The sequence below is a fragment of the Nannocystis punicea genome (genome assembly GCF_026965555.1).
GTDB classification, from domain to species: domain Bacteria; phylum Myxococcota_A; class Polyangia; order Nannocystales; family Nannocystaceae; genus Nannocystis; species Nannocystis punicea.
Genome location: NZ_CP114040.1, coordinates 5619173 through 5645515, shown reverse-complemented (window position 1 = coordinate 5645515; position 26343 = coordinate 5619173). Strand labels below are relative to the sequence as shown.

Genomic DNA, 26343 nt, shown 5'->3' with positions numbered 1-26343 from the left:
GACCCGAGCTCGCCGCCGACTCGAGACCGGCAGCCGCCGTCCACGAGCCGTGAGGCGCCGACCGGCGCTCGCCGCCTCAGCGCGCCGCGCTGTCCCAGCGCCAGCCCGGGCGGACGAAGCCGAGCCAGCCGGCGTCGTGGACCTTCAGCCGGACACGGGCCCGCGGGCGCTGCTCCGGGTCGTCCGGCCAGTCCTCGTAGGCCTCGTCGAACTCGCGCTGATCGACGCCGTGGGCCGCGACCAGCGGCGCCACCGCCGTGGCGAACACCATCGGGTCGCCGGGGATGAACACGTAAGCCTGGTTGGCGTAGCCGAGCAGCCCGCCGACCGGCTCGCCGCGGAACAGCATCGGCTCACCGGCCAGCATCGCCGCCTCGAGCGCCGCGTGTTCCTCGGCCGTGCACACGACCTGGCGGCCGAAGCTCAGCTCGCGCAGGTGCCGGCAGCGCGAGGCCCACGCCGGGTCCTGCGCCAGTCGCTGCGCCTCGGCCCGGTCGAGCGAGCAGCCGTCGACCAGGGCTCCGAAGCCGCGGTCGAGCAGCGACCACAGGTCGAGCAGCACCGCGACCGTGAAGCTGGCGGTGTCGGGCGGAGGCCCCGCGTCCGGGTGCACCGTGGTGATCCGCAGGACGACCTCGCCGCCCGCCGCCGACTCGACCAGGACGCTGTACAGCTCGCTCATGCTTCGCTCCGTTCGCGTCGCGTCGTTCCCAGCTGCTCCGACCAGGCGATCGCCGCGCAGTGCCCCGACGTCAGCCCGAGGGTCGCCGCCAGCAGCCACCACGGCCTCGCCAGGTGCCAGGCCTCCGCCCGCGTGAACGCCACCGCGGTGACGGTCGCCAGCAGGACGAAGTTGCCCAGGACGTGAGCCGGCAGCGGGTCACCGCCAGGCCCCAGCGCCCCGCGGTACGCGAGCCGGAGCGACGCCTGGAGGTTCCAGACGTAGAACAGCCCGGCGCACACGAGCGGCCCCATCCTCTCGAGGCTGGCAGAGCCGGCCGCCGCCGGCAACAGGCTGTCCCGGACCTGCCGCGGCCGGCCGGCGCCGCCCCGCCCTGCCGGACGCCGGCGCCCTCAGTTGAGGGGCTTCTTCCGCTTGCCGCGCTCGCGCAGCCCGCCCTTGCGCCCGCGCGAGCCGTCGTCGGCGAACGGCGGCGGCAGCAGCGGGTCGTGATAGCCGGTGGTGCTGCTCTGCTGCAGCTCCAGCTCCGACAGCAGGATCGGCGGGGCGATCCCGCTGACCGGGATCGACCCGCTCTCGGCGTAGCAGTAGCCCTGGTCGGTCTCGCGGTCGCGGCCGAACGCCGTGATCTTCTGCAGCGCGGCCAGCGGGGTGCCGATCAGCTCGACGTCGCGGATCCGGCGGACCTTGCCGGTCTGGGCGTCGACCAGATAGACCTCGGCGAGGCTGCCCTTGAAGGCCTGGAAGTCGTAGTCCGAGGTCGACGTCTCGCCGGCCAGGACGCGCTGGATGATGACCCCGTGGCGCCGGCCCTGGGCCCGCGCCAGCTCGATGAGGCGGGTCCGCAGCGCGTCCCACGACTCGCCCGAGCCCGGCGCGCCCTCGACCACGAAGGTGCCCATGCGCGCCATCGGCCGCTCGACCCCGTCGTGGCGGCCGTGGCCGTTCGAGTGGTCGCTGCCGGGGATCGGGCTGCGGCTCTGCAGGAAGCCCTTCAGCACCCCGTCGTCGACCAGCAGGGTGCGCCGGGACGCCACGCCCTCGTCGTCGACGCGGTAGTGGCCCCACAGCGGCTCGCGGCCGCAGTGCGTCAGCGTCGGGTCGTCGAACACGTGGATCCCGCGGGGCAGGATCCGCTCGCCGCGCATGCGGGCGAACGTCTTGCTCTCACCGCGGGCGATCAGCCGCTCGCCCTCGAGGCGGTGGCCGAGGGCCTCGTGGAACAGCGTGCTCGCGGCCTGGCCCGACAGCAGCGCCGGGCCGATGAAGGCCCCGGGGCTGTCGGCCGACCGCAGCGCGGCCAGCTCCTCGAGCACGTCGGCCAGCAGGCGCTCGAGGTGCGCGCGTTCGGGCACCTCGTCGACCGCCCGCAGGTACAGCTGGCGCGAGCCCTCGACGTACACCCCGTCCTCGGTCAGCACCCAGCCCTCGATGCCCAGCTGGATGAACACGTCCTCGGTGATGACCGCCGTCCCCTCGCTGTTGACCAGCCAGCGATGGACCCGCTCGGCCGACAGGCTGATGCTCGGGTCGTAGACCTCCGGGTGGTCGAGGAACCGGCGCGACAGCTCGACCAGCGTCTTCTCCCACTGGGCCCGCGGGAACGGGTCGTGGTGCAGCTCTTCCTTGTGGACGACCGGCCGCTCGCGCGTAAAGGAGCTGATCTCGTCGCGCAGGAACTCGCTGACGGTCGCCTTGCGGTGCTCGTAGTAGTCCTCCAGGGCCTCGTCGAACTTGATCTGCGTCAGCTTCCACAGGCCGATCTGCAGCGCCTGGAGGTTGAGGTCGTCGGGCGCGTCGACCCAGTCGCTGCTCTCCCGCTCCTCCGAGCGGTCGCCGAGGCCGCCGTCGATGACGTTGTCGAACTTGTGGCTGCCGACCCGGACATCGGCCCAGAGCTGGCCGGCAGTCGACTCGCGCGAGCGCAGCAGCGCCCCGTGGGCCGCCCGCAGGCGCAGCGCGTGGACCCGCCGCAGCGAGTACTGCATGAAGTACGGCCGGGGCGAGCCGGGTACCACCAGCCCCCCCATCGACCGCTTGAGCTCCCGCTGCAGCACCTCGAGCACGGCTTCGGGGTCCGGTAGGGGTTGATTCGGGTTGTAGGGCGGCGAAAGACGCGATACGGCGGTCATTGGGGTGTCCGGGGGCTGGGCCTTGCACGCATAGCCGTGCCCGGATCCCAAGGCAAGCAACCCCGCCTGGCCCCCCGCAAACCCTCCCGGCGGCCCACGGCGAGCGATGCGCGGCGGTACGCGTGACCGGACGCGTCCGGAGGGCCGGGCGCGAAAACGCTCATCGTGCGGATTCGCGCGTCGCCCGCCGCGCACTTTCGCGGCGGACGCGCTACTCGTCGATCACGGCGGTGAACAGGTCGGTGATCACCGTGTGGCCTTGCGCGGTGGGGTGGATGCAGGTGAGGTCGAACCAGTTCTGCTGGCCCGGGCCGCGGTAGCACGGCGCGCTCGGGTCGCCGGCCTTGAAGCCGTGGCCGCAGAAGTTCTCGAGCATGAAGATCATGTCGGTGCCGGTCTCGACGGCGACGCTCATGAACTCCTCGTTGAAGCCGATCATCACGTCGATGAGCTCGGCCGGGTTCTGCCACGGCTTGTCGAAGCCGCCGAGGCCCGCCGCCGGGCAGGCCATGAGGTCGGCGGTGCCGTCGGTGAACTCGTAGACGTTGGCGAACACCAGGAACACCCCGTTCGGGAACTTCTCCGGGTCGTCGACGAACCAGTGGGCGGTCTGGCGCAGCAGGTCGGCCGCCTCGGCGGCGTTGGCCTTGACCTCGTCGAGCGGCGTGCCGTTGGCCCCGTCCTTGGCGATCGCGGCGATGTCGTTGCCGCCCATGGTGGTGATGACGAGCGTCCGCTTGTCGAACATGTCGGGCGGGAAGCAGTCGTTGACCTGGTTGCCGGGCGGCAGGAAGTCGTCGGTGCGCGCGCCCCACTTCGAGCACGACACGAAGTCGCCCGACTCCTTGACCAGCGCGACCCCGTCGATCGGGTTGGCCTGCTTCCACAGCGGGTTGGGCGGCGTCAGGCCGAAGCGGTCGACCAGCACGTCGGCCAGCTTGGAGCGGTAATAGTCGTCGCCGAGCTGCGGCGGGGTGCCGACGGTGACCGAGTCGCCGAGGAACACCACGCGCTCGATGTCGGTGATGTCCTGGTGGTTGGTGCCCTTGCAGTGCGAGCCGATGACCGGCCCGAACTGATCGTAATCGAGCTTGAGCGCCATGTCGGGGTTGGCGAAGCCCTCGAGCAGACAGTCGGTGTTGGACGGCTCGCCGGTGGTGCCCGTGGTCTCGTCGCCGGTCGTGTCCGAGGTCGTCGACGTCGTGGAAGTGGAGGTCGTCGAGGTGGTGCCGTCAGTCGAGGTCACCGGGCTGGTGGTGCTCGTGTCCGTGCCCGTGGTGCTGGTGGTCTCGTCCCCGCTGGTCGGCCCGGTGGTCGCGCCCTCCGTCGCGCCCTCGCTGCCGCCCGTCTCGGTGACCGGCCCCTGGGTGCTCGTCGGCGTGTCCCCGCTGGTGCCGGTCGAGTCGCTGCTCGCCTCGCTGCTGGTGTCCCCGCTGGTCGGCGCGGTCGCGCTGGCGTCTTCGACCTCGCCGCACGCCGGCAGACCGATGGCGAAAAGGAGGGCGAGCAGGCCCGCAGGCCGCGGCAATGTGACAGCGAGACGACAGGCGTAGTTCACCACGTCACACTACTCGAACGGCCGCGAGCCGATCCACTCAAAACCGCGACACACTCGTGACCCCCTCCGGGGTCTGGAGCCCGAGGACACCTGTCACGCCCGCTGCCTTTGGGGTCACCCCGGACATGAGCGGCGCCTCGCATGAAGCGGACGTCATGCGGACGGGCGCGGCGAGACCTGCAACTTCACTCACGAGGAACGGCGCGAGGGACAGCGGCTGGCGATCGCAGTCGCGCCTTCTCCCGCCGAGGAACGACCGAACGCGACGCTCGGCGCCAGTACTTCCGCGGCACGCATCACCCGTTCGCATCGAGGCCCACGCACGGGAGTCATTCCCGAGGAGAACCACTTCTGCCTGACCCGCAGAAGTCGCGGCCTCGGACCGCTGCCCGGCGAGCCGCGATTTCCGCAGCGCACGCGCTCGCCGAGGATCGTGACGGCGAACGAGTCCGGCTCGCAACCTCACGAATCGGCGGCACCTCTCCGCGCTCGGACCCTACCACTGCCGTGTCGCCTGCAGAGTCAGAGGCCGGCACAGTCGCCGGCGAGCCGCGATTTCCGCACGGCGCACGCGCTCACCGAAGCCTTCGCGTCAAGCTCGTGGCGCCGAACAGGCCGTCTGCGCGCTCGGCCCTCGCACGACGATCGCCGCGAGTCTTCACGCCGAGGATCCTGTCGCGGACAGAGCCGGCTCGCAGCATCACGAATTGCCGGCGAGCCGCCGCGCTCGGCTCTGCGACGAGCCGCGAGTCTTCACGCCGAGGATCCTGTCGCGGACAGAGCCGGCTCGCAACATCACGAATCACCGGCCCGCCGCCGCGCTCGGCCTCCGCGACGAGCCGCGAGTCTTCGCGGCGAGGCTCGCCTCAGTGGCGACCTTCGCCCGGACCGTCGTCGTCGGACTGGGTCTCGGCGGCGTCGCGGCGACCTTCTTCGTCGCGGCGGCCCTCGCCGGGGCGCGCGGGCCGGCCGGTGGTGCGGCGGCGCTGGTCCTCGCGGTCGTAGGCGAGGATGATGCGCTGCACCAGCTGGTGGCGCATCACGTCGGTGTGCGTGAAGCTGCAGAACGCGATGCCCTCGACCCCGCGGAGCACTCGCAGCGCGTGACCGAGGCCGCTGCGCTTGCCGTACGGCAGGTCGTTCTGCGTCGGATCGCCGGTGACCACCGCCCGCGTGCCCGCGCCGATGCGCGTCAGGAACATCTTCATCTGCTCGGGCGTGGTGTTCTGCGCCTCGTCGAGGATCAGGAACGTCTCGCTGAGCGTCCGCCCGCGCATGTACGCCAGCGGCGCGATCTCGATGATGCCCTGCTCCATCATCCGCATCACCTTCTGCACGTCGAGCATGTCGTGCAGCGCGTCGTAGAGCGGGCGCATGTACGGGCTGATCTTCTCTTCGTACGTGCCGGGCAGGAAGCCGAGGTTCTCGCCGGCCTCGATCGCGGGGCGGGCGAGGATGATCCGCCGCACCCGCTTGTCGAGCAGCATGCGCACGCCCATCGCCACCGCGAGGTAGGTCTTGCCGGTGCCGGCCGGGCCGACGCCGAAGGTCAGGTCGAAGCGCCGCAGGCAGTCGACGTAGTGCTTCTGCGCCAGGCTGCGCGGGGCGATCGGCCGGCCGCTGCCGCTGCGCGGGATGATCGTGTCGTCGAACAGCGAGCGCAGGTCGACCCGCGGCTCGTTGCGCATGACCTCGAGCGCGCGTGGCAGGTCGCCCGGGTGAATGGGCGTGCCGGCGCGGGCCATCGCCACCATCTGGCGGAGAAGGCGCTCGACCAGAGCAGCCGCGGCGTCGTCGCCCTCGATCGTGACGTCGCCGCCGCGGACGTGGAGCGTCACCCCCGCCGCCCGCTGAAGCTCTTCCATCGTCTGCCCGCCGACCGAGCCGAGGACGAGCTGGAGCGGGACCTGATCTTCGAAACTGAGTCGGATCGTCACTGGGTGGTTCAGGCGTGGGCCGCCCGTGGTAATGGGCTGCCCGTGAAGCTACCACGCGACCCCTCGGAGGCAAAGCCGGACTCGCCGGCGGGCGCGGCCGTGCCCGCCGAGGTCGATCACCGCGCTCACGGCCTGCGCGACGGCCTCGACGGCCTGCGCGACCTCATGGACCGCCTGCTCGCCGACCCGGAGGGGTGCCCCTGGGACCGGGCCCAGACGCTGGACACCCTGCGGCCCTACCTCATCGAGGAGGCGTACGAGGTCCTCGACGCCCTGGCCGACCCCCAGGCGCACCGCCGCGAGCTCGGCGATCTCCTGTTCCAGATCGTCTTCCAGTCGGCCCTGCGCGAGCGCGAGGGCGCCTTCGACCTCGACGGCGTGATCGCGGCCATCCGCGACAAGATGATCCGGCGTCACCCGCACGTGTTCGCGCCCGCGGCGGACGACGCGCCGCGCGACGCCGACGACGTCGCGCGTCAGTGGGCCCAGCTCAAGCGCGCGGAGAACCTGTCCGAAGGGACCGAACGCGGCCCGGCCCGCCCGCTGGCCGGCGTGCCGCGCTCGCTGCCGGCGCTGCAGCGGGCGTGGCGGCTGCAGGACAAGGCCGCCGCGGTCGGCTTCGACTGGCCGACGATCCAGGGCCCGGTCGACAAGATCCGCGAGGAGTGGGAAGAGCTCGAGCGAGCGCGGGCCGAGGGCGACCCGAAGGCGATCGAGGAGGAGTTCGGCGACCTGCTGTTCGTGCTGGTGCGCTACGGCCAGAAGCTGGGCGTCGCCGCCGAGGACGCGCTGCGGGCCACCTGCGCCAAGTTCGAGGCCCGCTTCGCCTACGTGATGGAGCGCTGCCACGCCGCCGGCATCGAGCCCGAGGCCGCGGGCCTCGAGCGACTCGACGGCTGGTGGAATGAAGCCAAGGCGCGGGCCCGTGCCGGCAAAGCCGGCGGGCAGGATGTCCCAAAAGACAGCTGATGCCGCGGCCGCTCGAGCGCCGTGGACCGGATCGCTCGCCAGGAGCGGTCCGCCGGTTGGTGCTCGACGGCTGGTGGAACGAGGCCGAGGCGCGGGCTCGCGCCGGCGGTGCCGGCGTGTAGGATGCCCCGAAGGACAGCTGACGCCGCGGCCCGATCGAGCGCCGCGGACCGGTCCGCTCGCCAGGAGCGGTCGCCGGACGGCGCTGGTGGAACGAGGCCGAGCCGCGGGCCTGTGCTGGCGAAGCCGCGGGCTGGATGTCCCGAAGGACAGCCGAGGCCGCGAGCGCGCCGCGGACCGGTTCGCTCGCTAGCGGTCACCCGACAGCCGCCGCTCGACGGCTGGTGGAACGAGGCCCAGGCGCGGGCCCGCGCCGGCGAAGCCGGCGGGCCGGATGTCCCGAGGGACAGCTGAGGTCGCGCGGCCGCGATCACAGTCGAGCCCGCCGCGCCCTCGCCCGCGCTGGCCCGCTCCCCGCCGTCCGCTATGCTGCCTGGTAATGGCCCCCCCTCAGATGAGCGCGTATCGCCGCTGCGAGCCCGACGAGGAGTCGCTGGTTCCGGCCGCGCAGCGCCCGCTGGGGGAGGCCTGCGACGCCCTCCACCTCGCCCTGCTGACCCTGGAGAGCCAGGACGCCGAGGACAATCCGGAGCGCACCGCGGCTCAGGCCCGCAGCTTCCTCGCCGAGGCCGTCAACGCGCTCAACCGCGCCCGCGTGTTCGTCCCCGGCGTCTTCAGCCACACGCCTTCGGTGATCGCCGCCAGCGAGAGCGAGCCGGTGGTCGAGCTGGCGCGCCTTCATCAGATCGCCACCCGCCTGCTCTGGTACAACCACCGCTTGCTGCCCGCGCGCACCCAGTCGCCGCTGCAGCCCGAAGACGAGGCCCAGCTGGCGACCCTGGTCCGCGCCCTCGGCCGCACCGCCCGCGCCGCACGAGCGCTGCGCCACGCCTGGATCGCCGCCGCCGCGATCCTGGCCGTCCTCCTCCCGCTCGGCCCCTTCGCCGTCGGCCTCGGCCTCGTCAGCTGCTTCGCCCTCGTGTGGCTGCTGCAAGCCGTCTCGGCCGTGCGCAGCGCCACGGCCCTGCCCGAGCGCGTCTGAGGCGTGTCCCGGCAGCGGCGGCTGACTCGCCGTTCGTCGGCGCCCGGGCTGCGCGCGAGCCTGCCGAGCGTGCGTCCGATCGCCCTCGGCCCGCGCGGCTGATTCGCCGTCGAGGTGCAGCAGCCGTCTCGGCCGTGCGCGCGCGACGAGCCTGCCGCGGCTACGTCCACGAGCGGACGCTCGAGAAACAGCCGCCGCGAGCGCCGTGACTCACGCTCGCCGTCCCCGCCGCAAGGACCCTGGAGCTCGTGGCTCGTGGAGACGCTCCCGACACTGTCGCCGCAAGTCGGAGCCGCACCCGCAACGAGTCAGCCATCCCTGGCCGGCACGCTCCCGATACCCATCGCCACAAGTCGGAGCCGAACCCGCGGTCTGCCGGCACGCTCCCGACACCCATCGCCACAAGTCGGAGCCGAACCCGCATTGACCCCTCCCCGACGAGCTCATCGACGCTCGCGGAGCTGCGGCCCGGGCGGGATAAAAGCGCCTCGCCCTGAGCTGCAAAGTCTGGGACGAGAACCCGGGGCGCACTGTCGGCGCACCCATCCTCCGCGAGGCGCCGCGCGCCGCGATCCTGCGGCGCTGCAGATCTCGCTCGCAGACCGCCGTCGGACCGCGCGTCCGCCGCGAGTTTCGCGTCCCTCGCCGGCCCTGCGAGGAGCCTGTCCTCGAGGACATCTCGCAGCTCGACCTGCGACCGCTCGCGGCCGCCCCGCACCTCTGCCTCGACGCGGACGTCTGCGCTGCTCTGTGCCCATGACCTCTCCCGTCCGCGCGCCCCGCGGCGGTCGCTCGCCGGCGGCTTCAGCATGTCCTTCAAGACATGCCTGTAAGGCCATGCAAGACTTCGCCGCCCTCGCCTCCGCATATCCCTTCGAGCATGTCCTGAGCGCCACATCTCGCCCGCAGGTAGCAAGCGTCATCGCGTCGACGCAGGTGGACGAGGCCTCGACTTCCGCGAGCCTCCGCCGAGCAGCCTCGCCACGGCCCCGTCGTTCGACTCGCGCGAGCGACCCGCGCAGCGCGGCGCCAGGCGCACGGCCGATCTCTGCGCCCACTCACATGTCCCGGAGGACAGACCTCTTCCAGGGCAGAACCGCGCGCCACCTCGCCGACCGCGCTCGTCGGAACCTCCGGCGAGGATCCGCTCCCGGCGACCCATCACCCCGCGGCGCGAAGCGCTTCGCGCCCTGCCCTCCCCAGCGGACGTCGGCACACTCCGTTCACTCTTTCGCGCGGGTGGGCGCGTCTCGGCGCGGGACAGCCGTCCGCGTGACGGAGGGCAAGCGGACCGCGCTCCTCGGCCCGCGATCCAGGCAGTAGCGTCGACGCCTGATGTCTACTCGGCTGCTCTCTCCTGCCCTCGTCTTCGCCCTCCTCACCGCCTGCGGCGACGCCGGCACCGCGACCACCGACGGCGGCAGCGCGACCGGCACCGGCACCACCTCGACCAGCACTTCGGGACAGGTCCCGACGACCAGCAATTCCGGCGACCCGACCACCGGCGCCTCGGACTCGCTGAGCGGCACCGGCCCGACCACCGGCGATCCGACGACGCCCACCACCGGCGGAGAGACCCTCACGACCACCACCAGCCCGGTCACCGCCACCGAAGCGACGACCGACGCCACGACCGACATCACCACCGCCACCGACACCACCGACGCCACGACCACCACGACCGGCACCACCGACACCACCGACACCACGACCACCGGCATGCCCGGCTGCGGCGGCCCCGACGACTGCCCGGCCGCGGCCGAGTGTCACGCGGCCGTCTGCAGCGACGGCGCCTGCGACGAGGTCGCCGTGACCGCGGGCGAGAGTTGCACGACCGGCGTGTGCGACGGCGAGGGCACCTGCGTCGAGTGCGTCACCGCCCGCGACTGTCCCATGGGACAGCTGTGCCTCGCCCACCAGTGCGCCCCGCCGACCTGCGGCGACGGCCTCCAGAACGGCATGGAGACCGACGTCGACTGCGGCGGCCCGGTCTGCCCGGCGTGCGGCGACGGGGCGGCCTGCGACGACGACGGCGACTGCGACAGCGGCGTCTGCACCGGCCAGGTCTGCCAGGCGGCAGCCTGCGACGACGGGGCCCACAACGGCGACGAGACCGACGTCGACTGCGGCGGCCCCACCTGCCCCGACTGCGGCCCGGGCGACGGCTGCCAGGACGACGGCGACTGCGACAGCGGCGTCTGCACCGGCCAGGTCTGTCAGGCCGCCGCGTGCGACGACAGCGTCCACAACGGCCAGGAGACCGACGTCGACTGCGGCGGACCCACCTGTCCCGAGTGCCAGGCCGGCGAAGACTGCCAGCTCGGCTCCGACTGCGACAGCGGCGTCTGCACCGGCCAGGTCTGCCAGCCGCCGAAGTGCAACGACGGCGTCCACAACGGCGACGAGACCGACGTCGACTGCGGCGGCGCGACCTGTCCCGAGTGCCAGGCCGGCGAGGGCTGCCTGATCGACGCCGACTGCGACACCGGCGTGTGCGAGAACGGCCAGTGCGTCGAGCCCGGCCCGGCCTGCGCCGCCGCCCCCGCCGATCCGGCCACCGGCCAGCGCTGCCCCCTGTTCATGAAGTGCACCGCCAACAGCGAGTGCGGGGTGTTCCAGGGCTGCCAGCAATGGTACTGCAACGCGAGCAAGACCTGCGAGCTCAACGCCCTGAGCAACTGCGGCACCACCAAGGGCGGCGGCTGCAACGCCGGCGTCGTGTTCGTCCAGACCGACGACCCGCCGGTCGACAAGCGGTTCCTCCCGCCCGATGGCGTCGACTTCCGCGAGGTCGCCACCCTCGCCTTCACCGTCTACAACAACACCGCCAGCGCGCTGCGACTCGACAAGATCCCGCTGATGCTCGACACCATGGGGGGCGGCTTCTCCTCCGATGTCTCGTCCGCCAAGATCTACCAGGACAGCGGCGGCGCCGAGTACAGCAACGGCGACCAGTACGTCCACCTCACCGGCAACCCGTTCTCGTTCCCGGCCAACGGCGTGCTCGGCCCGGCCGCCGGCAGCTTCTTCGCGCAGGTCGCCGCCGGCCAGTCGGAGCGCTTCATCGTCACCCTCGCCTTCGCCAAGGAGAAGACCTTCATCGCCGGCCGCTCCTACCGGGTCAAGCTGGTGAACCCCTCGGGCGTGGTGTTCAAGGTCGGCAACGCCAACGGCCCCGACTACGTCGGCACCAACTGCGGCGTCCCACCCGAGGGCTTCATCGGCGCCTGGGTGACCGCGCAGAACCCCTGACGCCCACATTCGGCGCGGGGACGCACATGTCCCCGAGGACATCTCGTCGCCCGCGCCGCGCGCAGCGGCCTGAGCCTCGCCAGGGGCCCCCTGGCGCGGTAGTCTGGGCGCGTGCCGGAGCGCGTCTACGACCCCGCGTTGACGAAGGCGCACCTGAACAACCGCTTCGCGCTCACGCTGGTCCATTACTTCTGCGAGCGCTTCGGTGAGGACGTCGCCGACCGCATCGTCGAGGGCGCCGGCCTCAGCCTCGAGTACTTGCAGGATCCGGAGCGCTGGATCAGCGTCGAGTTCGACCGCCGCTTCTGCGACTCCGCGGCCCGCCAGCTGTGCGGCCTCGACACCTCGCCGGACTACGATCACCCGCTGTGGCTGCACTGGCGCGACGCCTCGGCGTCGATGATGCAGCGCCAGGACATGGGCCCGATGTGGCTGCTCCTGTGGGCGCTGCAGGGCCCCGGCGAGTTCTTCGGCGACATCGAGCGCATGTACACCCGCGGCAACCGGATCACCCGCATGCAGCTCGTCGATCGCCGGCACGGCGCCGCCCGCGTGCGCGCGGTGATGGAGCACGAGATCGCCGATCGCCCGGGCGCCTGCTGGAGCCGCCGCGGCTTCTTCGAGGCCATCCCGACCATCTGGAGCCTCCCGCCGGCGCGGGTCGAGCACCGCGAGTGCATCCACCTCGACCCGGCGGTGCGCCACTGCTGCTACGACATCTACTACGACGAGCGCATCATCGACGATCCGGTCGCCGAGCTGCAGCGCCTGCGCGCCTACGTGCGCGGGACCTTGCCCGACCTGCTGCGCCGCCTCGACGCCTCCGCGCTCGAGCGCCGCGACACCGAGCTGACCCAGCGCAAGCTCGCCCACTACTTGCCGGCGCACGTCATCGAGGCGATCCGGATCAACCCGGAGGAGGAGGTCCGGGTCGGCGGGCGCATGACCGAGGGCGCGGTGCTGTTCGCCGACCTCAAGGACTTCACCCGCCGCTGCAGCGAGCTCGGGCCGGCCGCCGTGGTCCGCCAGCTCAACCGCTACTTCGAGCGCATGGACGCGGTCATCCTGGCCCACGGCGGCATCATCGACAAGCGGCTCGGCGACGGCATCATGGTCGTGTTCATCGACCCGCGCGGCCTCAGGCCCGTGGGCGAGCTCGCGGTCGCGGCAGTGCGCTGCGGCCTGGCGATGCTGGCCGAGCTGCCGGCCTGCAACGCCGACATCGCCGAGGACGGCGGCCGCGCCCTCGAGCTGCGGATCGGCGTCGCCGCCGGCCCGCTGGTCCACGGCAACATGGGCTCGCCCGCCCGCCTCGAGCACACCGTCATCGGCGCGACCGTCAACCTCGCCGCCCGCCTCGAGGCCGCCGCGACCCCGGGCCGCCTGCTGACCCAGCCGGGCTTTTTGCAGAACATGTCCCTCGGGTCCTCCTGCAACCCCCGCACCGTCTACGCCAAGGGCTTCGGCGAGGTCCCCGCCATCGAGCTCGCGCCCTGAGCCCGCGGGGCAGCGTCGCCGCGGCCTCGCTCGGCGCTTGCAGATATGTCGCATCGGACATGCGCGAAGCGACATGTCGCCTCGCACATGTCCCGGCGGGCATGCCCCTTCGGACATGCCCGCGCGCTCCGCTCAGCCCTTCTGCGTGCGCAGCAGCGCGACGACGTCGCGGATCCGCAGGCGGCAGCGGTCCTTGCCGCACAGCGCCATCGTGTCGAACAGCGACGGCGAGGCGGTGCGGCCGGTGACGGCCACGCGCAGCAGCATGAACAGGTCCTTGTTCTTCCAGCCGTTGCGCTCGCAGAACCCGCGGGCGAACGCGTCGAGGGCCGTAGCCGTGAAGGCGCGGGCCTCGGGGTCGCGCTCGATGTCCTGGGCGAACGCCTCGAGCGTGGTCGCGACCTCGGCGGGCGTGCGGTCCTTGACCTTGAGCTTGTCGAGCACCGGCCCGTAGTCGAGGCTGCCGCCGAAGAAGAACGACAGGTACGGGATGAAGTCGTCGAGCCGGTTGACCCGCTCCTGCGCCTGGGCGAGCAGCGGCAGCAGGCGCTCGCGCGACAGCGTGCGCTCCATCAGGCGGTCGTAGAGCGTGTCGACCGACATCGCGCGGATGTCGGCGCCGTCGAACGCCTCGAGCTTCTTCTGGTCGAACACCGGCCCGCCGGCGCTGACGCGCGACCAGTCGAAGTGCGCGATCATCTCCTCGACCGTGAAGCGCTCGCGGTCGTCGCCCATGCTGTAGCCGAGGTTGGCCATGAAGTTCAGCATGGTCTCGGGCAGGTAGCCGAGGTCGCGGTAGTGGAACACCGAGACCGGGTTCTTGCGCTTCGACAGCTTCGACTTGTCCTCGTTGCGGAGCAGGCCGAGGTGGAAGAACTCGGGCGCCTCCCAGCCGAAGGCCTTGTAGAGCAGCACGTGCTTGGGCGTCGACGTGATCCACTCCTCGCCGCGGATCACGTGGGTGATGCCCATGTCGTGGTCGTCGACCACGTTGGCCAGGTGATAGGTCGGGAAGCCGTCCGACTTGAACAGCACCTGGTCGTCGATCAGCCGGTTCTCGAACCGGACCTCGCCGCGCAGGTGGTCGACGAACACGGTCTCGCCGTCGTCCGGCACGCGCAGCCGGACCACGTGCGCCTCGCCGGCCGCCATGCGCGCCGCGGCCTCCGCGGGCGAAAGCGAGCGGCAGCGGCCGTCGTAGCCGAGAGTCGACTGCTTGGCCGCGATCTGGTCGCGGCGCAGCTGGTCGAGCCGCTCCTTGGTGCAGAAGCACGGGTACGCCTCGCCCTTCTCGACCAGCTTCTGGATCTCCCGCCGGTACAGCGGCAGGCGCTCCGACTGGCGATACGGGCCGTGCGGGCCGCCGACGTCGGGGCCCTCGTCCCACTCGAGACCCAGCCAGCGCAGCGCCTCGAAGATGGCCGCTTCGCTGCCGGCGGTGTACCGCTCCTGATCGGTGTCCTCGATCCGGAGGATGAATTTCCCGCCGTGCTTGCGGGCGAACACGTAGTTGAACAGGGCGATGTAGGCCGTGCCGACGTGCGGGTCGCCGGTCGGACTGGGGGCGATCCGCACGCGCGGAGGCAGGCGCCCAGGCGGCCGCGCGCCGTCTTGTCCGGTCATGACGGGCTCCTACCACGGGGCCGCCGGGCCCAGTACACTGCGGGCACGTGAGCGAAATGACGACGGAGACCCAGATCTTCAACGCGGTGTGGTCGGTGATCCGGCGCCGCATCCTCGACCGGGGGGTCTCGGCCACCGAGCTGTGCGACAACGTGATTCGGCGCCTGGGTCGCCTCCACCGGGTCGAGGGCCGCCTTCGCGCGGGCGACACCGTCCTCGACCAGGACAATACGCTCCTCCCGCTGCTCGCCCGGGCGACGAGCCTCGGCATCACGCTCTATCACGGCAACCGCCGGATCGCCTCGACGTCGGCCCTGGGCGTCGGCAAGCCCGGCGAAATCGGCGGCTACGCCGACGCCGAGCTGGTCGACGTCGTGCTGCGCAAGCGCGAGATCTTCAAGGGTTCGCTGAAGCGCAACGGCCTGGTCTATCTCGTCACCGCGCGCCCGCTGTACCCGACCACGTCGCCCGACGAGACGGCGCCGATCGGCATGATCGAGGCCTTCCAGTCGGAGCAGTCCTTCTACGAGTCGCTGGTCGCCGCGGCCAGGATCGGCGTCGAGCAGCGCACGGCGGCCCAGGAGGAGGCCGCCGACGGCATGGAGGGCGTGATCCATTTCCTCGACGACGTCGCCCGCCGGTTGCAGCTGCTGGCCCTCAACGGCAACATCATCGCCGCGCAGGCGGGCGAGTACGGCCGCGCATTCCGCGTCGTCTGCCGCGAGCTCGGCACGCTCGCCGATCGGGCCAAGGGCACCGTCACCGATGTTCGCAAGCTGATGCAGACGATGGGTCTCGAGCCCGGTGAGGGCCACGGCGAAGAGTTCGGGCGAGCGCGGGGGAGCGGCGCTGCGGGCACCAGCGAGGGCGATCCGCCGCTTTCCGTGTGACCCGGACGACCTGTCCCATGGGCACGGGCCCAAGGGACTCCCGGTCCAAACCCGAGAATTCATGGCACTCGCGGCTCGTCCAGCGAATCTTCCGAGCGACCGGCCTTGCCACCATCGACCGTGGCTGCCCGGTCCGGCGGGGCCATCCCCGGCAAAATCCTCCAATTTGGGCTTGTACTTCCAAATCCGGGCATGCTACGTCACTGGCCCAGCGGCTTCGGTCCGGAGATAAGCCATGGACCAGATCTTCGAGAGCCATTTCGGTGGCAACCAGAGCTCGAACGGCGGCGAAACTGAGGCTTACTGCCCCAAGTGTCGCGCCGATACCACGCACGTCATCCTCGAGAGCTACGGCGACGAGATCCGCCGCGTCCAGTGCGGCGTCTGCGGTGATATTCACTCCTTCAAGCCTCCGCGGGGCCGGGACGACGAGAGCCCGGAGCCGCTGAGCGTGTCCCGGCGCAAGAGTATGAAGAAATTGTCCTGGCTCGACGGGGTCCACACGTACGACGTGAATAACGCCGTTCGGTACAGCCCCAAGGCGCTGCTCCAGCTCCACCAGATCGTCGTCCATCCCACCTTCGGCGTCGGCTACGTCAGCGAGCTGATGGGCGATAACAAGGCGGAGATGATGTTCCGCAGCGATCTCGCGCGCCTCCTCGTCCACGGCCGCGGCGAGACCGCCGACGAGCGCCGCGGCGAGCGAGTCTCCGGAGAAGAAGTCCGCCAGTTGCTCGGGCTCGAGATGGGCCCCTCGCCCGAGGAGATCGCCGCCCAGCGCGAGCGCCGCCAGGCCGAAGAAGACGCCGAGAAGCGAGCCGCAGCCGAGCAACGCAAGGTCCTGGAGGCCCAGCGCCGCGAGGAAGAACGCCTCCGCCGCGAGTCCGAGCGCGACCGCAAGCGCAAGGAGAAGGAAGACGAGAAGCGCCGCAAGGAAGAGGACCGCGAGCGCGTGAAGCTCGAAAAAGAGCAGGCCCGCAACGCCGCCAAGCAGGCCAAGGAAGACGAGAAGCGCCGCAAGGAAGAGGAGCGGGTCCGGGCCGCCGAGCAGAAGCGCCTCGACGCCGAGCAGAAGAAGCAAGACGCCATCACGGCCAAGGAGACCGCCAAGCGCGAGGCCGAGGAGCGCAAGAAGGCCCAGGAGACCGAGAAGGCCAAGAAGCTCGCCGAGAAGGAGGCCGGCCGCAAGGCGAAGGAGGCCGAGAAGGCGAAGAAGGCCAAGGACGCCGAAAAGGCCAAAGAGAAGGCCAAGAAGGTGAAGGACGCCGAGAAGTCGAAGAAGGCCAAGGACGAGAAGGCCAAGAAGCAGAAGGTCGCGCCCAAGAAGCCGGCCGCCAAGAAGCCGGCCGCCAAGAAACCGGCTGCCAAGAAACCGCTCGTCAAGAAGGCCGCGACGAAGAAGCCCGCCGCCAAGAAGCCGGCGGCGAAGAAGCCCGTCGCCAAGAAGGCCGCGCCCAAGAAGCCGGCGGCGAAGAAGCCCATCGCCAAGAAGGCCGCGCCCAAGAAGCCCGCCAAGAAGCCGGCAGCGAAGAAGCCGGCAGCGAAGAAGCCGGCCGCCAAGAAGCCGGCGGCGAAGAAACCCGTCAAGAAGCCCGGCAAGCGCAAGTAGCCCCGGCGCCCCGCATCGAGCCCTGGCCGTCCTGCCGGGGCTCGTTGCATTTGGTCGTCGCACCGGCCGATGGCGACGACTTCAATCGACCGGTACGGCCAGGCGCGTCATCCTCGGTCGAACCGAATGCCGGCAACGCCCGCTCGTCGGCCGAGCCCCTGCTCGAGCACGCCTACTTCGCCCGCCCCGACAGCGTCCTCGACGCCCTCGAGACCCGGCGGCCGTGACCGAGCGAGTCCTGCAGCGAGCCCGCCCTCCCCGCTCGTCCCGACTCGATACGGCTCCCAGGCGGGCCCGAGGCCGCGCCCTCGGTGCAAGGCCGACGAGTTCCCTGCCAAGCCCATCGCGGGACTCGACAAGCGGCGCGGGCGGGTAGTGCCTCGCTGGCCGGACTCTCCCCGGTCGTCCCCCGTGATTCCTCGATGCGGGTCTCCGAATCCGGCCATTTCCCGCGGCATTGGTGGGAATGCCGGGCGCTGGCGGATCCCCTCGGAGCCGCATGCCCTGGACGTGGGCGCGCCGGCGCTCGACAGCCCCGGCGCATCTCACGCCCCGCGGGGCGAAAAATCCTCGTGTCCCCTCGCCGCGCCAAAGCCTCCCGGCGCGGGCGGCGTCGGCCTCCGGCCTCTCCCTCCGACAGGGTCGTTTTGGCCGATTGCTTGGCGGCTGACGCTCGCTCGCGCAGGCTTGGCGGCGCATGGCCCGTGCACAGCCGCCTCGGCCGCCCCCGCCCCGCGCGCGCGGCGCCTTCTGGGATCATTTCTCGGCGCGGATCGATCCGTTCACCAGCGCGGTTTTGGTGTTCCCGCTGCTGCTCGTCTACCAGCTCGGGATCCTCGGCTCCGGCGGCCTCGGCCTCAACGGCGTCGACTTCATCACCAAGTCGCTGATCGAGCTGTGCGCCCGCGATCTCGGCAACTACATGGCCGCGCTCGGGGCCGGCCTCGTCGGCTACGCCGCCGTCCTGGTCATCCTGCGCAGCTACGGCCGCTTCAGCCCCCAGCGATTCGTGCCGATGCTGGTCGAGTCGGGCTTTTACGCCTCGACCATGGGCACCTTGATCCTGCTCGTCATCCACCGCTTCGCCGAGCTCGTGCCCGGTCTGGCGATTCAGGCCCGCACCAGCGTCGCCGACATCGCCGTCATCTCGGCCGGTGCGGGCCTCCACGAGGAGCTCATCTTCCGCGTCCTCGGCATGGGCGGCATCGGCTTTCTGCTGTCGGGCCTCACCGGTCGGCGGCGCGCCTGGCTCGGCGCGCTGGTGCTGTCGTCGCTGATCTTCAGCCTCGCCCACCACGTCGGCCCGGCCGGCGAGCCCTTCACCTACGCCGCGTTCGTCTACCGCACCCTCGCCGGCGTCTTCTTCGCCCTCGTCTATCAGCTGCGCGGCTTCGGCGTGGCCGCCTGGACGCACGCGCTCTACGACGTCTACGTGCTCAGCCTGCACGGTTGAGCAGGCCCGCTGTCACTTCTTGCCGGTCGGCAGGAAGATCGAGCTGTCGCTCTTCTTGGGCGGCAGCTTGAACGTCTCGTCGGACTTCGAGTCCGTCGCCTTCGTCGCCGGCGGCTTGCCGTCGCCGGCTTTCGGGCGCGGCTTCGGCTTCGGCCGCGGCTCGTCGGGCACGTCCACCTCGACGACCCTGGCCGCCGACTGCAGGCGGGCCAGCCCCGCGCGGGCCTCGGCGTTGCCGCCGTCGAGCGCCAGCACGTCGCGGTACGCCTTCTCGGCCGCCCCCTTGTCGTTCGCCTGCTCGAACTGGCGCGCCACCTGGACGGCGATGAGCACCGCGATCTTGCGCTCCTGCGCCGACGCCCGGCTCTCGCCGTTGGGCAGCACGTGCAGCTGGTAGCGCACCGCCTCGAGCTCCTCGCGGGCCTTGCCGAAGTCGCCGTCGAGGATCCACGCGTCGACCTGATCGAGGCGCGCGGCCACTCGCGCGGCGTCGACCTTGTCGACCCCTTTCGGCGCGCGCTCCCCTCCCCCGGCGAACATCACCACCGCCACCACCACGGCCGCCAGCGCCGCCGCACCGATGGCGATGACCCCTGTCATCGAGCGGCGTGGCTCGGTCGGCATCGCCGCCGTGATCGACGGACCCTCGGCCTCGGCGTCGGCCTGCGCCAGGTCGACCGCGCTGACGCTGCGGCTCACCACCGCCGATTGCCGCCGCTTGCGAGACATCGGCTTCATCGACCCCGACGGCAGCTCGCGCCCGACCAGGCTGGTCGAGGGCGCCAGCTCGGGCACCATCGCCAGCGTCGACGCAGTCGCGCTCGGGTCGCCGCCCTCCGCCAGCGGCAGGCGGAACAGGTGCGAGGGCACGCAGTCGACCAGCGCCTGGGTCAGCGCGTTGGCGTCGAGCGGCCGCGCCTCGGGATCCTTGGCGATGCAGCGATCGATGAGCTGCGCCAGCTCGGGCGGCACCTCGCTGCCGGGCGGCAGCTTGACCGCCAGCGGCGGCGGCACCTCGTGCACCTGCTTGTACAGCAGCGCCGAGTTGTTGTCGGCCACGAACGGCGGCGCGCCGGACAGCATGCGATAGAACAGCAGGCCGCACGCGTACACGTCGACGCGCTCGTCGAGCGCCTCCCCGCGGACCTGCTCCGGCGCCATGTAGTTGGCCGTGCCGAGCACCTGCTCCGAGGTGATGTCGCGTTCGCCCTCGACCAGCTTGGCCATGCCGAAGTCGAGCAGCTTGACGAAGTTGGCCCGGCCCTTGCGAGTGACGAGCATGATGTTCGCCGGCTTGATGTCGCGGTGCATCAGGCCGCGGCCGTGCGCGTAGCCGAGGGCTTTCAGGATCTGCGCCGCGATCGGCACGAACTCCGCCAGCGACAGGTAGCCCTTGCGATTCAGGAAGGTCAGCAACGACTCGCCGTGCAGGTACTCCATGACCAGATACGGCGCGCCGTTCTCCTGGCCGTGCCCCAGGACCTCGACGATGTTCGGATGCTGGATCGCGCTGAGTCGTTCGACCTCGCGATCGAAGCGGGCGCTCGCCTCCGATTCACCGGTCAGATGTCCGGCGAGGAACTTGATCACGACCTCGCGTTGCTTCTCGCGATCGTGGGCCAGGTAGAGCACGCCGACGCCGCCGCGAGCGATCAGGCGATCGATCTCATACTTGCCGCCGATACGGGCGCCAGGGCCCGGATCCAGCGTCCTGCGCGAACCAATGGGGTCGACCACGGAAGCCTCAGCTTCCGACTATACCCCGACGGCAAGAGCGAGGGTGACCGCTACGGGAGATCCACCCACATGCCCTCGGTGCTGGGCACGGGGGCCAGAACGTACATCCGCTTGGGGTCCAGCACCCCTACGTCGGGCATGCCCATGTCCGCGTCGATGCCCCAGCCGAGCAGGTTCACGCGGACCTCGCCGGTCGCCAGATCGAAGTCGAGCGCACCGCTGACGCCCTTGAGGTCCACGGTCCCCCCCGTGACGAGGATGTTGCGGGCCTTCTTGATGAACGTGAGCGACAGGCCCATCACCTCGCCGAAGCTGACCGCGGTGCCCGCTTTGTCGACCAGCTTGGCGATCGCGGCGGCGACGTTCTTGCCGTCGATCGGTTCGCCCTCGGGCACGCCGGCCATCGCCAGCATCAGCACCATCGCCGCGTCGTAGCTGAGCGAGGCGGCCGTGATCGGGGCCTGGTCGTTGAACCGGATCTTGTAGCGGATGTTGAAGTTGTTGAAGTTGGCCTCATCGAAGATGATCGGCGCGACGCCCTCGGTGATCTGCATGAGCACCGGCTTGAGCGGCGCCGGGGCCTTGGCGATGAGGTCGGGCAAGGCCGCCACGACCCCGTGCGAGACGACGAAGCGCGGCAGCGGCGGGTCGGGGTTCTCGGCCGACCACGCGTTCATGAAGCCGAGGATGATGTCGATGGCCTCGGTCGTGCCGATGATGCCGATCGTGTCCGGGTGGTCGCCGGGGGCGCCCCAGGCGTTGGCGATCACCGTGCCGTACATCTGCAGCAGCTCGGCCTGGGTCAGGCCGACCGGGTTCGGATACTCGTGGTTCGTGATCTCGAGCTGCGGCTCCTTGTCCATCAGCCGCGTGAACGCGTCCATGTGCAGCGACTTGCCGTAGGCGTCGGCCTTGTTCAACAGCGCGACCTTCTGCGGCGCCGGCGTGAGCTGCGGGATGCGGTCGGCGAACGCGTTGGCCTGGTACACGTCGCTCGGGATGGTGCGCCACACCAGGCCGTCGTCCTCGAGATCCGTGATCTCCTTGGCCGAGGCCGTCGGCGAGATCAGCAGCGTCCCGCTGGCCTTGGCCTGATCGGCCAGCAGCAGCACCAGCTCGCTGAAGATCGGCCCCACCACCACCGGCACGCCGATGGTGTCGCTGAGGTGGGTGAGCGACGCCGTCGCCTTGTCGGCCGAGCCCTGGTCGTCGCAGCCGATCCACGCGATCTTGACCCCGCCGGGCAGGTCGGAGTTGGCGTTGAAGTCCTCGACCGCCAGCTGGACCGCGTTCTGCAGCGGCAGCACCAGCGCGTCGAACGGCGGCGAGGTCGCCATGATCGAGCCGACGAACACGACCTTGTCGGCCGGCTTGTCGCTCGGCCAGTGGAACGTCTGACACTCGGCCGTCAGCGCCGACACGCACTCGCCCGCCTTGCCGCACACGTGATCGTCGCCGAGCGCCGCCACGCACTCGCTGTGGGCCGTGCAGGTCAGCGGCCCGCCGGTGGTGGTCGTCGTCTCGGTGTCGGGGTCGGTCGACGCGGTCGTCTCGGTCGTGCTGGTGGTCGTGCTCGTCACCGCGTCGGTCTCGGTCTCGAGCGTGGTCGTGACCGGCGGCTCCGTGGTCGACGTCGTCGGCAGCGACGTCGTCGGGCTCGTGCCCGGATCGCCGCTGGTGGTCTCGTCGTCGCCCGGGACGCACTTGTTGCCCGGGCCGCACACGTAGCCGTTGCCCGCGCCGGCGCAGTCCTCGTCGACCTTGCAGTCGGCGAAGTTGGTGATCGCAGTACATGCCCCAAAGGCCAGGCCGCACGCGAGCCCGGCGAGCCCCAGCGGCAACGAGCGAAGCGAAACAGGCGCGGTGAACACGGGCGACCTCCTGCGTAGGCGAAGCGGACAGCGGATCGATCAGAAGCGGGCCACGAGGCCGGTGCCGGTGGGCAGGACGCGGCGCGCGGCCACGGCGCTGGACTTGCCCTTGCTGACGCCGACGGCCAGCAGGATCACGCCGGTGAGGGCGAGCGCGCCGCCGCCGATGATGAGCACGTCGGTGGCGACTGCCAGGCGCTCGCCGCCCTGCTTGAGGTCCTGGCGGGCTGCGAAGTCGTGGGTGGCGTCAAGCTGGCTCTGCTTGGACAGGGCCAGGCCGCCGAGGATCCCGCCGACGACGAGGGCCCCGCCGCCGACCCCGAGCAGACCGGCGCCGGCGAGCTTCATCGTCCGCCACTTCGGGTCGGGCGCCGCGGGCTTTACCGGTGTCGGCTCGGGCTTCGGCCCCTCGGCCACCGGAGCCGGCGTCGGCTCGCTCGGGGCCGACTTCGCCTCGGACGGGTCGGTCTCCTGCAGGATGCCCTTCAACACCCGCAGCCGCTGCAGCGCCAGGTCGCGCGCCTCGATCTCGACCCCCGGCTCCTTGACGAACCGCTGGTAGTAATCGACCGCGGCCCGGATATCGCCCTTCTCCTCGTACACGCGGCCGATGTTGAACAGGTAGTTCGGGACCTTGTCGATCGCGTACGCCTCCTCGAACAGGCGCACCGCCCCGTCGTAGTCCTTGGCCTGGAAGCGCTCGATCGCCTGCGCGCTCAGGTCGGCCGCCGACGGCTGCGTCGCCATCTGCTCGTTCAACCCTGTCGCAGAGGACATGGCCGCGAGGACCTGTCCCTGCGTTCCAGGGACGACCCCGAGGGCCAGCGACGCCGCCAGCGCCGCGGCGACCCCACGTTGAGAACCTCGCGCGCGACCTCGCATCACTTGCTGCCTCCGACAGGTAGGAAGATACCGCCGTCGTCCTTCTTCGCGACCGGCAAGAACGGGTCCTTGGCCTGCTCCGGCGCGGGCTGTTTCGCCCCCGCGGGCTCGGGCTCGGGCGCAGGCGTCGGCGCCTGGGTCGGCGCGCTCGCGGGCTCGGGGCGACCGCTGCCGGCCTTCGCCGCGCCCGGGCGAGCCTTGCCTGTGCCGGGCCTGGCCTGCCCGCCCGGCTCCGGCTCGGACTGCGGCGGCGGGGTCGGTTCGGTGGCCGCGGTGAGGCGCGCGATCGAGGCCTTGGCCTCGGCGTGGCTGGCCTCGATGGCGAGGATGTCGCGATAGGCGCTGAGCGCCGCCGGCAGGTTGCCTTCCTTCTCGAGCCGCTGGGCGAGCGCGAGCGTGCTGGCGACCGCGATCCGGGTCAGGCTCGCCTCCGCGCGGCGCTTCAGCACCGGGTACGGCTCGAGATCGCGGGCCATGCCGTCGAGGTGGCGCCGGGCCTTGTCGAACTCGCCGCCGAGGATCTCGCGCTCGACCTGATCGAGCTGGGCCGCCATGCGCTTCTCTTCGGTCACGCCGGTGCCGACCACCGGGGCCGAGCTGCCGCCGCCGTACAGCACCGCCGTGGCGATGCCGCCGAGCAGCACCGCCGCGGCCGCGCCGGCGACCAGGCCCCAGCTGCGCGTGCTCGTGTCGGGCACCGGCGCGACGACGGTGGCCGCGAAGCCGCCGCTCGCCTGCGACGGCGGGATCGTCGGCGTCAGCAGCGGCCGCGTGCGCCCGGAGCCGCGGGTCCGATACGGCGCGGTGCGCAGCAGGTCGGACGTCGGCGTGGCGACCATGCTGCCGGTCGAATGCGACACCGCGGCCACGCCCTCGGCGACCGGCAGGTGGAACATCGACGCCGGGCACGAATCGATCATCGCCTCGACCATCTCGTTGGCGTCGGCCGGGCGGTCGTCGACCTGCTTGGCGAGGCAGCGGTGGACCAGCGCGATCAGATCCTCGGGCACGCCGTGGTTGGCCGGCAGGACCGCGGTGAGCGGCTGCGGGGCCTCGTGCACGTGCTTGTAAAGCAGCGCCGCGTTGCCCTCGCCCTCGAACGGCAGGCGGCCCGACAGCATCAAATAGAACAGGATCCCGAGCGCGTAGACGTCGACCCGCACGTCGAGCGTCTCGCCGCGGATCTGCTCCGGCGCGATGTAATTGGCGGTGCCGACGATCTGCTCGGCCGTCACCTCGCGCTCGCCCTCGACCAGCTTGGCCATGCCGAAGTCGAGGATCTTGACGTAGTTGGCGCGGCCCTTGCGGACCATCAGCATGATGTTGCTGGGCTTGAGGTCGCGGTGCATCAGCCCGCGCGAGTGGGCGTAGCCGATGCCCTTCAAGATCTGGGCGGCGATCGGCACGAACTCCTCGACCGTCAGCCGACCCTTGCGCGCGAGGTAGTCGCTGAGCAGCTCGCCCGCGAGGTACTCCATCACCAGGTAGGCGACGCCGTTCTCGTGGCCGCAGTCGTGCAGCGCGACGATGTTGGCGTGCTGCAGCTCGCCGAGCCGCTGGCCCTCGCGCTCGAAGCGGCCGATCGCCTCGGCGTTGTCGATCCAGTTGGGCGCGAGCACCTTGACGACGACGTCCCGCTCGCCGCCCTCGAGCGACACCTGCCGCGCGAGGTAGACGAGGCCGATGCCGCCGCGCGCGAGCAATCGGGTGATGTGGTACTTGCCGGCGATGGTCGCCCCGATGAGAGGATCGACCGGCGCGGGTTCACGGGTGGCGCGGGGCTGTCGCCGGGTCGTCATAAGGCGCTTGTCATGGCGGGCGCGGCTGGAAACCGCCGCAGCTATCCTCGCTCACTATATCCGCGCGGACCGTCGCTGTCGCGTCACAGTTCCGATCGGCGGACGTCTCCAGAAACGCGCAGCGCGGGCCGCGCCGCGTGACACGCGAGCAAGGCCGGGCGGCCGAACTAATCACAAGTGGCGCCATTGCTCAGACAGTCCTGGAAGTTGCAGCGACAGCGCACCTGCCCGCCCTGCGGCAAGTCGGTGGTCCAGCCGTCCTTCAGACAGTCTTGAAAGTTGCAGCGCGTGGTCGCTGTCCCGAGGCCGGGAATGTCGGTGCTCCAGCCGTCCTTGGGGCAATTGTTGAAGCTGCAGCGGGTGCTCGCGCTCTGGCCGTCGGGCAGCTCGGTGCGCCAACCGTCCTTGAAGCAGTCGCCGAAGCTGCAGGTCGTGCGGGCGCTCTTGCCACCCGGGAAATCGGCGACCCAGCCGTCCTTGAGGCAATTGCCGAAGTTACAGCGGACCCGCACGTCGCCCTCCTTGGTCGTGACGGTCCAGCCGTCCTTGGCGCAGTTGCCGAAGTTGCAGCGCCCGGCCGCGAACACCGAGGCCGCCACGTAGCTCTCGCCGCGAGAGGCCGTCTCCGCCTCCGCTTTGGCCCGCGCCGCCTCCTCCTGCGCGCGCCGGGCCTCCTCCTCGCGCGCGCGCCTGAGCTCCTCCTCCTCGTGCTTGCGATAGGCGACCAGATCTTTCTGCACACCGGGCCACTTCAGGCGGGCGGCGTCACCGCCGGCGCGCTTGAGACAGTCGCCGGTGAAGCCGATCACCGCGTTGGCCGGGACCTTCGCGCGCAGCTGCGGACACGCGCGCACGAACGCGGCGTCGGCCTCCGGTCCGCTCAGCGAGTCGAGCGCGCGCAGCAGCTCGAAGCTCGGGGCCTTCTGCATGACCGCGTCGAGGTAGCCGGCCGCCTCGCGCGACACCACGGCGAGGTCGACCTTGCCGCTGGCGACCGCCTGCGAGCCCTGGAGCGCGCGCACCTTGTCGGCGAACGCGATCGCGGCGGCCTGGGGATCACCTGTCCCCGCGGACACCTCGGCGCGCGCCGCCTCGAGCTCGGCCAGCAGCGCCTGCTCGCGCTTCTCGGCCTCGGCCGCGGCCTCCTGCTGCCGCTGCTCCTCCTTCTGCCGCTCGGCCGCGGCGGTCCGCTCGCGCGCGGCGGCCTGCTCCGGCGTCTCCGCCTGTGGCTGCGGCTTGGCGCCGAACAGCGCGCCCAGCTGGGCGCAGGCGACGAGGGTGGAGCACGACAGGAGGAAGACGACCGCGATACGACGCATGCGGCCCGCACGGTACAGAAAGACCCCGCAG

18 protein-coding genes are annotated in these 26343 nt (G+C 71.3%); 7 read left to right on the top strand and 11 right to left on the bottom strand.

Features of this window, described 5'->3' with window-relative positions:
- Positions 1 to 76: 76 nt before the first annotated feature.
- From O0S08_RS21760 to O0S08_RS21740, 5 genes are all read right to left on the bottom strand, one after another.
- Complete coding sequence (locus tag O0S08_RS21760; protein ID WP_269041125.1) at positions 77 to 682, bottom strand: hypothetical protein; 606 nt, start codon at positions 680 to 682, stop codon at positions 77 to 79.
- Positions 679 to 975: a hypothetical protein gene (locus O0S08_RS21755; protein ID WP_269041124.1), complete on the bottom strand. Its 297-nt coding sequence runs from the start codon at positions 973 to 975 to the stop codon at positions 679 to 681. Before O0S08_RS21755 ends, O0S08_RS21760 begins: the two co-directional genes overlap by 4 nt.
- A gap of 99 nt (positions 976 to 1074) precedes the next feature.
- The gene (locus tag O0S08_RS21750) at positions 1075 to 2814 is read right to left on the bottom strand and encodes a TldD/PmbA family protein (RefSeq protein ID WP_269041123.1); all 1740 of its coding nucleotides are present in this window, start codon (positions 2812 to 2814) and stop codon (positions 1075 to 1077) included.
- 211 nt (positions 2815 to 3025) lie between these two features.
- Positions 3026 to 4342 carry an SGNH/GDSL hydrolase family protein gene (locus O0S08_RS21745; RefSeq protein ID WP_269041122.1) on the bottom strand — a complete coding sequence of 439 codons (1317 nt, stop codon included), beginning with the start codon at positions 4340 to 4342 and terminating at the stop codon, positions 3026 to 3028.
- A gap of 896 nt (positions 4343 to 5238) precedes the next feature.
- Positions 5239 to 6309, bottom strand: a complete 1071-nt coding sequence (locus O0S08_RS21740) for a PhoH family protein (protein WP_269041121.1) — start codon at positions 6307 to 6309, stop codon at positions 5239 to 5241.
- A 42-nt stretch (positions 6310 to 6351) separates the two neighbouring features.
- Here O0S08_RS21740 and mazG point away from each other — a divergent pair, with 42 nt between their 5' ends.
- The 4 genes from mazG (at position 6352) to O0S08_RS21720 (ending at position 13129) form a co-directional block, all read left to right on the top strand.
- On the top strand, positions 6352 to 7278 hold the full coding sequence (mazG, locus tag O0S08_RS21735; RefSeq protein ID WP_269041120.1) for a nucleoside triphosphate pyrophosphohydrolase: 927 nt from the start codon (positions 6352 to 6354) through the stop codon (positions 7276 to 7278).
- 499 nt (positions 7279 to 7777) lie between these two features.
- Complete coding sequence (locus O0S08_RS21730) at positions 7778 to 8380, top strand: hypothetical protein (protein WP_269041119.1); 603 nt, start codon at positions 7778 to 7780, stop codon at positions 8378 to 8380.
- A gap of 1335 nt (positions 8381 to 9715) precedes the next feature.
- On the top strand, positions 9716 to 11632 hold the full coding sequence (locus O0S08_RS21725) for a hypothetical protein (protein ID WP_269041118.1): 1917 nt from the start codon (positions 9716 to 9718) through the stop codon (positions 11630 to 11632).
- Positions 11633 to 11743: 111 nt separating this feature from the next.
- Entirely contained in the window at positions 11744 to 13129 is a 1386-nt protein-coding gene (locus tag O0S08_RS21720; protein WP_269041117.1) for an adenylate/guanylate cyclase domain-containing protein, read from the top strand.
- Positions 13130 to 13261: 132 nt separating this feature from the next.
- On the opposite strand, the gene gltX is transcribed toward O0S08_RS21720, so the two are convergent.
- Positions 13262 to 14752 carry a glutamate--tRNA ligase gene (gene gltX / locus O0S08_RS21715; protein WP_269041116.1) on the bottom strand — a complete coding sequence of 497 codons (1491 nt, stop codon included), beginning with the start codon at positions 14750 to 14752 and terminating at the stop codon, positions 13262 to 13264.
- A gap of 56 nt (positions 14753 to 14808) precedes the next feature.
- Between gltX and O0S08_RS21710 the strand changes: the two genes are divergently transcribed.
- From O0S08_RS21710 to O0S08_RS21700, 3 genes are all read left to right on the top strand, one after another.
- Entirely contained in the window at positions 14809 to 15642 is an 834-nt protein-coding gene (locus O0S08_RS21710; protein WP_269041115.1) for a methyl-accepting chemotaxis protein, read from the top strand.
- A 235-nt stretch (positions 15643 to 15877) separates the two neighbouring features.
- The gene (locus tag O0S08_RS21705; protein ID WP_269041114.1) at positions 15878 to 17251 is read left to right on the top strand and encodes a hypothetical protein; all 1374 of its coding nucleotides are present in this window, start codon (positions 15878 to 15880) and stop codon (positions 17249 to 17251) included.
- A 697-nt stretch (positions 17252 to 17948) separates the two neighbouring features.
- Entirely contained in the window at positions 17949 to 18704 is a 756-nt protein-coding gene (locus O0S08_RS21700; protein ID WP_269041113.1) for a CPBP family intramembrane glutamic endopeptidase, read from the top strand.
- A gap of 12 nt (positions 18705 to 18716) precedes the next feature.
- On the opposite strand, the gene O0S08_RS21695 is transcribed toward O0S08_RS21700, so the two are convergent.
- From O0S08_RS21695 to O0S08_RS21675, 5 genes are all read right to left on the bottom strand, one after another.
- Positions 18717 to 20441 (bottom strand): serine/threonine protein kinase, encoded by a 1725-nt coding sequence (locus tag O0S08_RS21695; RefSeq protein WP_269041112.1) that lies wholly within the window; start codon positions 20439 to 20441, stop codon positions 18717 to 18719.
- Positions 20442 to 20491: 50 nt separating this feature from the next.
- Positions 20492 to 22312 (bottom strand): ABC transporter substrate-binding protein, encoded by a 1821-nt coding sequence (locus tag O0S08_RS21690; protein ID WP_269041111.1) that lies wholly within the window; start codon positions 22310 to 22312, stop codon positions 20492 to 20494.
- Between the two features lie 39 nt (positions 22313 to 22351).
- Complete coding sequence (locus O0S08_RS21685) at positions 22352 to 23089, bottom strand: tetratricopeptide repeat protein (RefSeq protein ID WP_269041110.1); 738 nt, start codon at positions 23087 to 23089, stop codon at positions 22352 to 22354.
- A gap of 104 nt (positions 23090 to 23193) precedes the next feature.
- Positions 23194 to 24993: a serine/threonine-protein kinase gene (locus O0S08_RS21680; RefSeq protein WP_269041109.1), complete on the bottom strand. Its 1800-nt coding sequence runs from the start codon at positions 24991 to 24993 to the stop codon at positions 23194 to 23196.
- Positions 24994 to 25160: 167 nt separating this feature from the next.
- Positions 25161 to 26312: a hypothetical protein gene (locus O0S08_RS21675; protein WP_269041108.1), complete on the bottom strand. Its 1152-nt coding sequence runs from the start codon at positions 26310 to 26312 to the stop codon at positions 25161 to 25163.
- Between the last annotated feature and the right edge of the window lie 31 nt (positions 26313 to 26343).

Coding starts and splice junctions, on each gene's coding strand:
- O0S08_RS21755 (WP_269041124.1), bottom strand. CDS start 975: ATGGGGCCGCTCGTGTGCGCCGGGCTGTTCTACGTCTGGAACCTCCAG.
- O0S08_RS21680 (WP_269041109.1), bottom strand. CDS start 24,993: ATGACGACCCGGCGACAGCCCCGCGCCACCCGTGAACCCGCGCCGGTC.
- O0S08_RS21700 (WP_269041113.1), top strand. CDS start 17,949: ATGGCCCGTGCACAGCCGCCTCGGCCGCCCCCGCCCCGCGCGCGCGGC.
- O0S08_RS21675 (WP_269041108.1), bottom strand. CDS start 26,312: ATGCGTCGTATCGCGGTCGTCTTCCTCCTGTCGTGCTCCACCCTCGTC.
- O0S08_RS21730 (WP_269041119.1), top strand. CDS start 7,778: ATGGCCCCCCCTCAGATGAGCGCGTATCGCCGCTGCGAGCCCGACGAG.
- O0S08_RS21760 (WP_269041125.1), bottom strand. CDS start 682: ATGAGCGAGCTGTACAGCGTCCTGGTCGAGTCGGCGGCGGGCGGCGAG.
- O0S08_RS21705 (WP_269041114.1), top strand. CDS start 15,878: ATGGACCAGATCTTCGAGAGCCATTTCGGTGGCAACCAGAGCTCGAAC.
- O0S08_RS21725 (WP_269041118.1), top strand. CDS start 9,716: ATGTCTACTCGGCTGCTCTCTCCTGCCCTCGTCTTCGCCCTCCTCACC.
- O0S08_RS21710 (WP_269041115.1), top strand. CDS start 14,809: ATGACGACGGAGACCCAGATCTTCAACGCGGTGTGGTCGGTGATCCGG.
- O0S08_RS21685 (WP_269041110.1), bottom strand. CDS start 23,089: ATGTCCTCTGCGACAGGGTTGAACGAGCAGATGGCGACGCAGCCGTCG.
- O0S08_RS21750 (WP_269041123.1), bottom strand. CDS start 2,814: ATGACCGCCGTATCGCGTCTTTCGCCGCCCTACAACCCGAATCAACCC.
- gltX (WP_269041116.1), bottom strand. CDS start 14,752: ATGACCGGACAAGACGGCGCGCGGCCGCCTGGGCGCCTGCCTCCGCGC.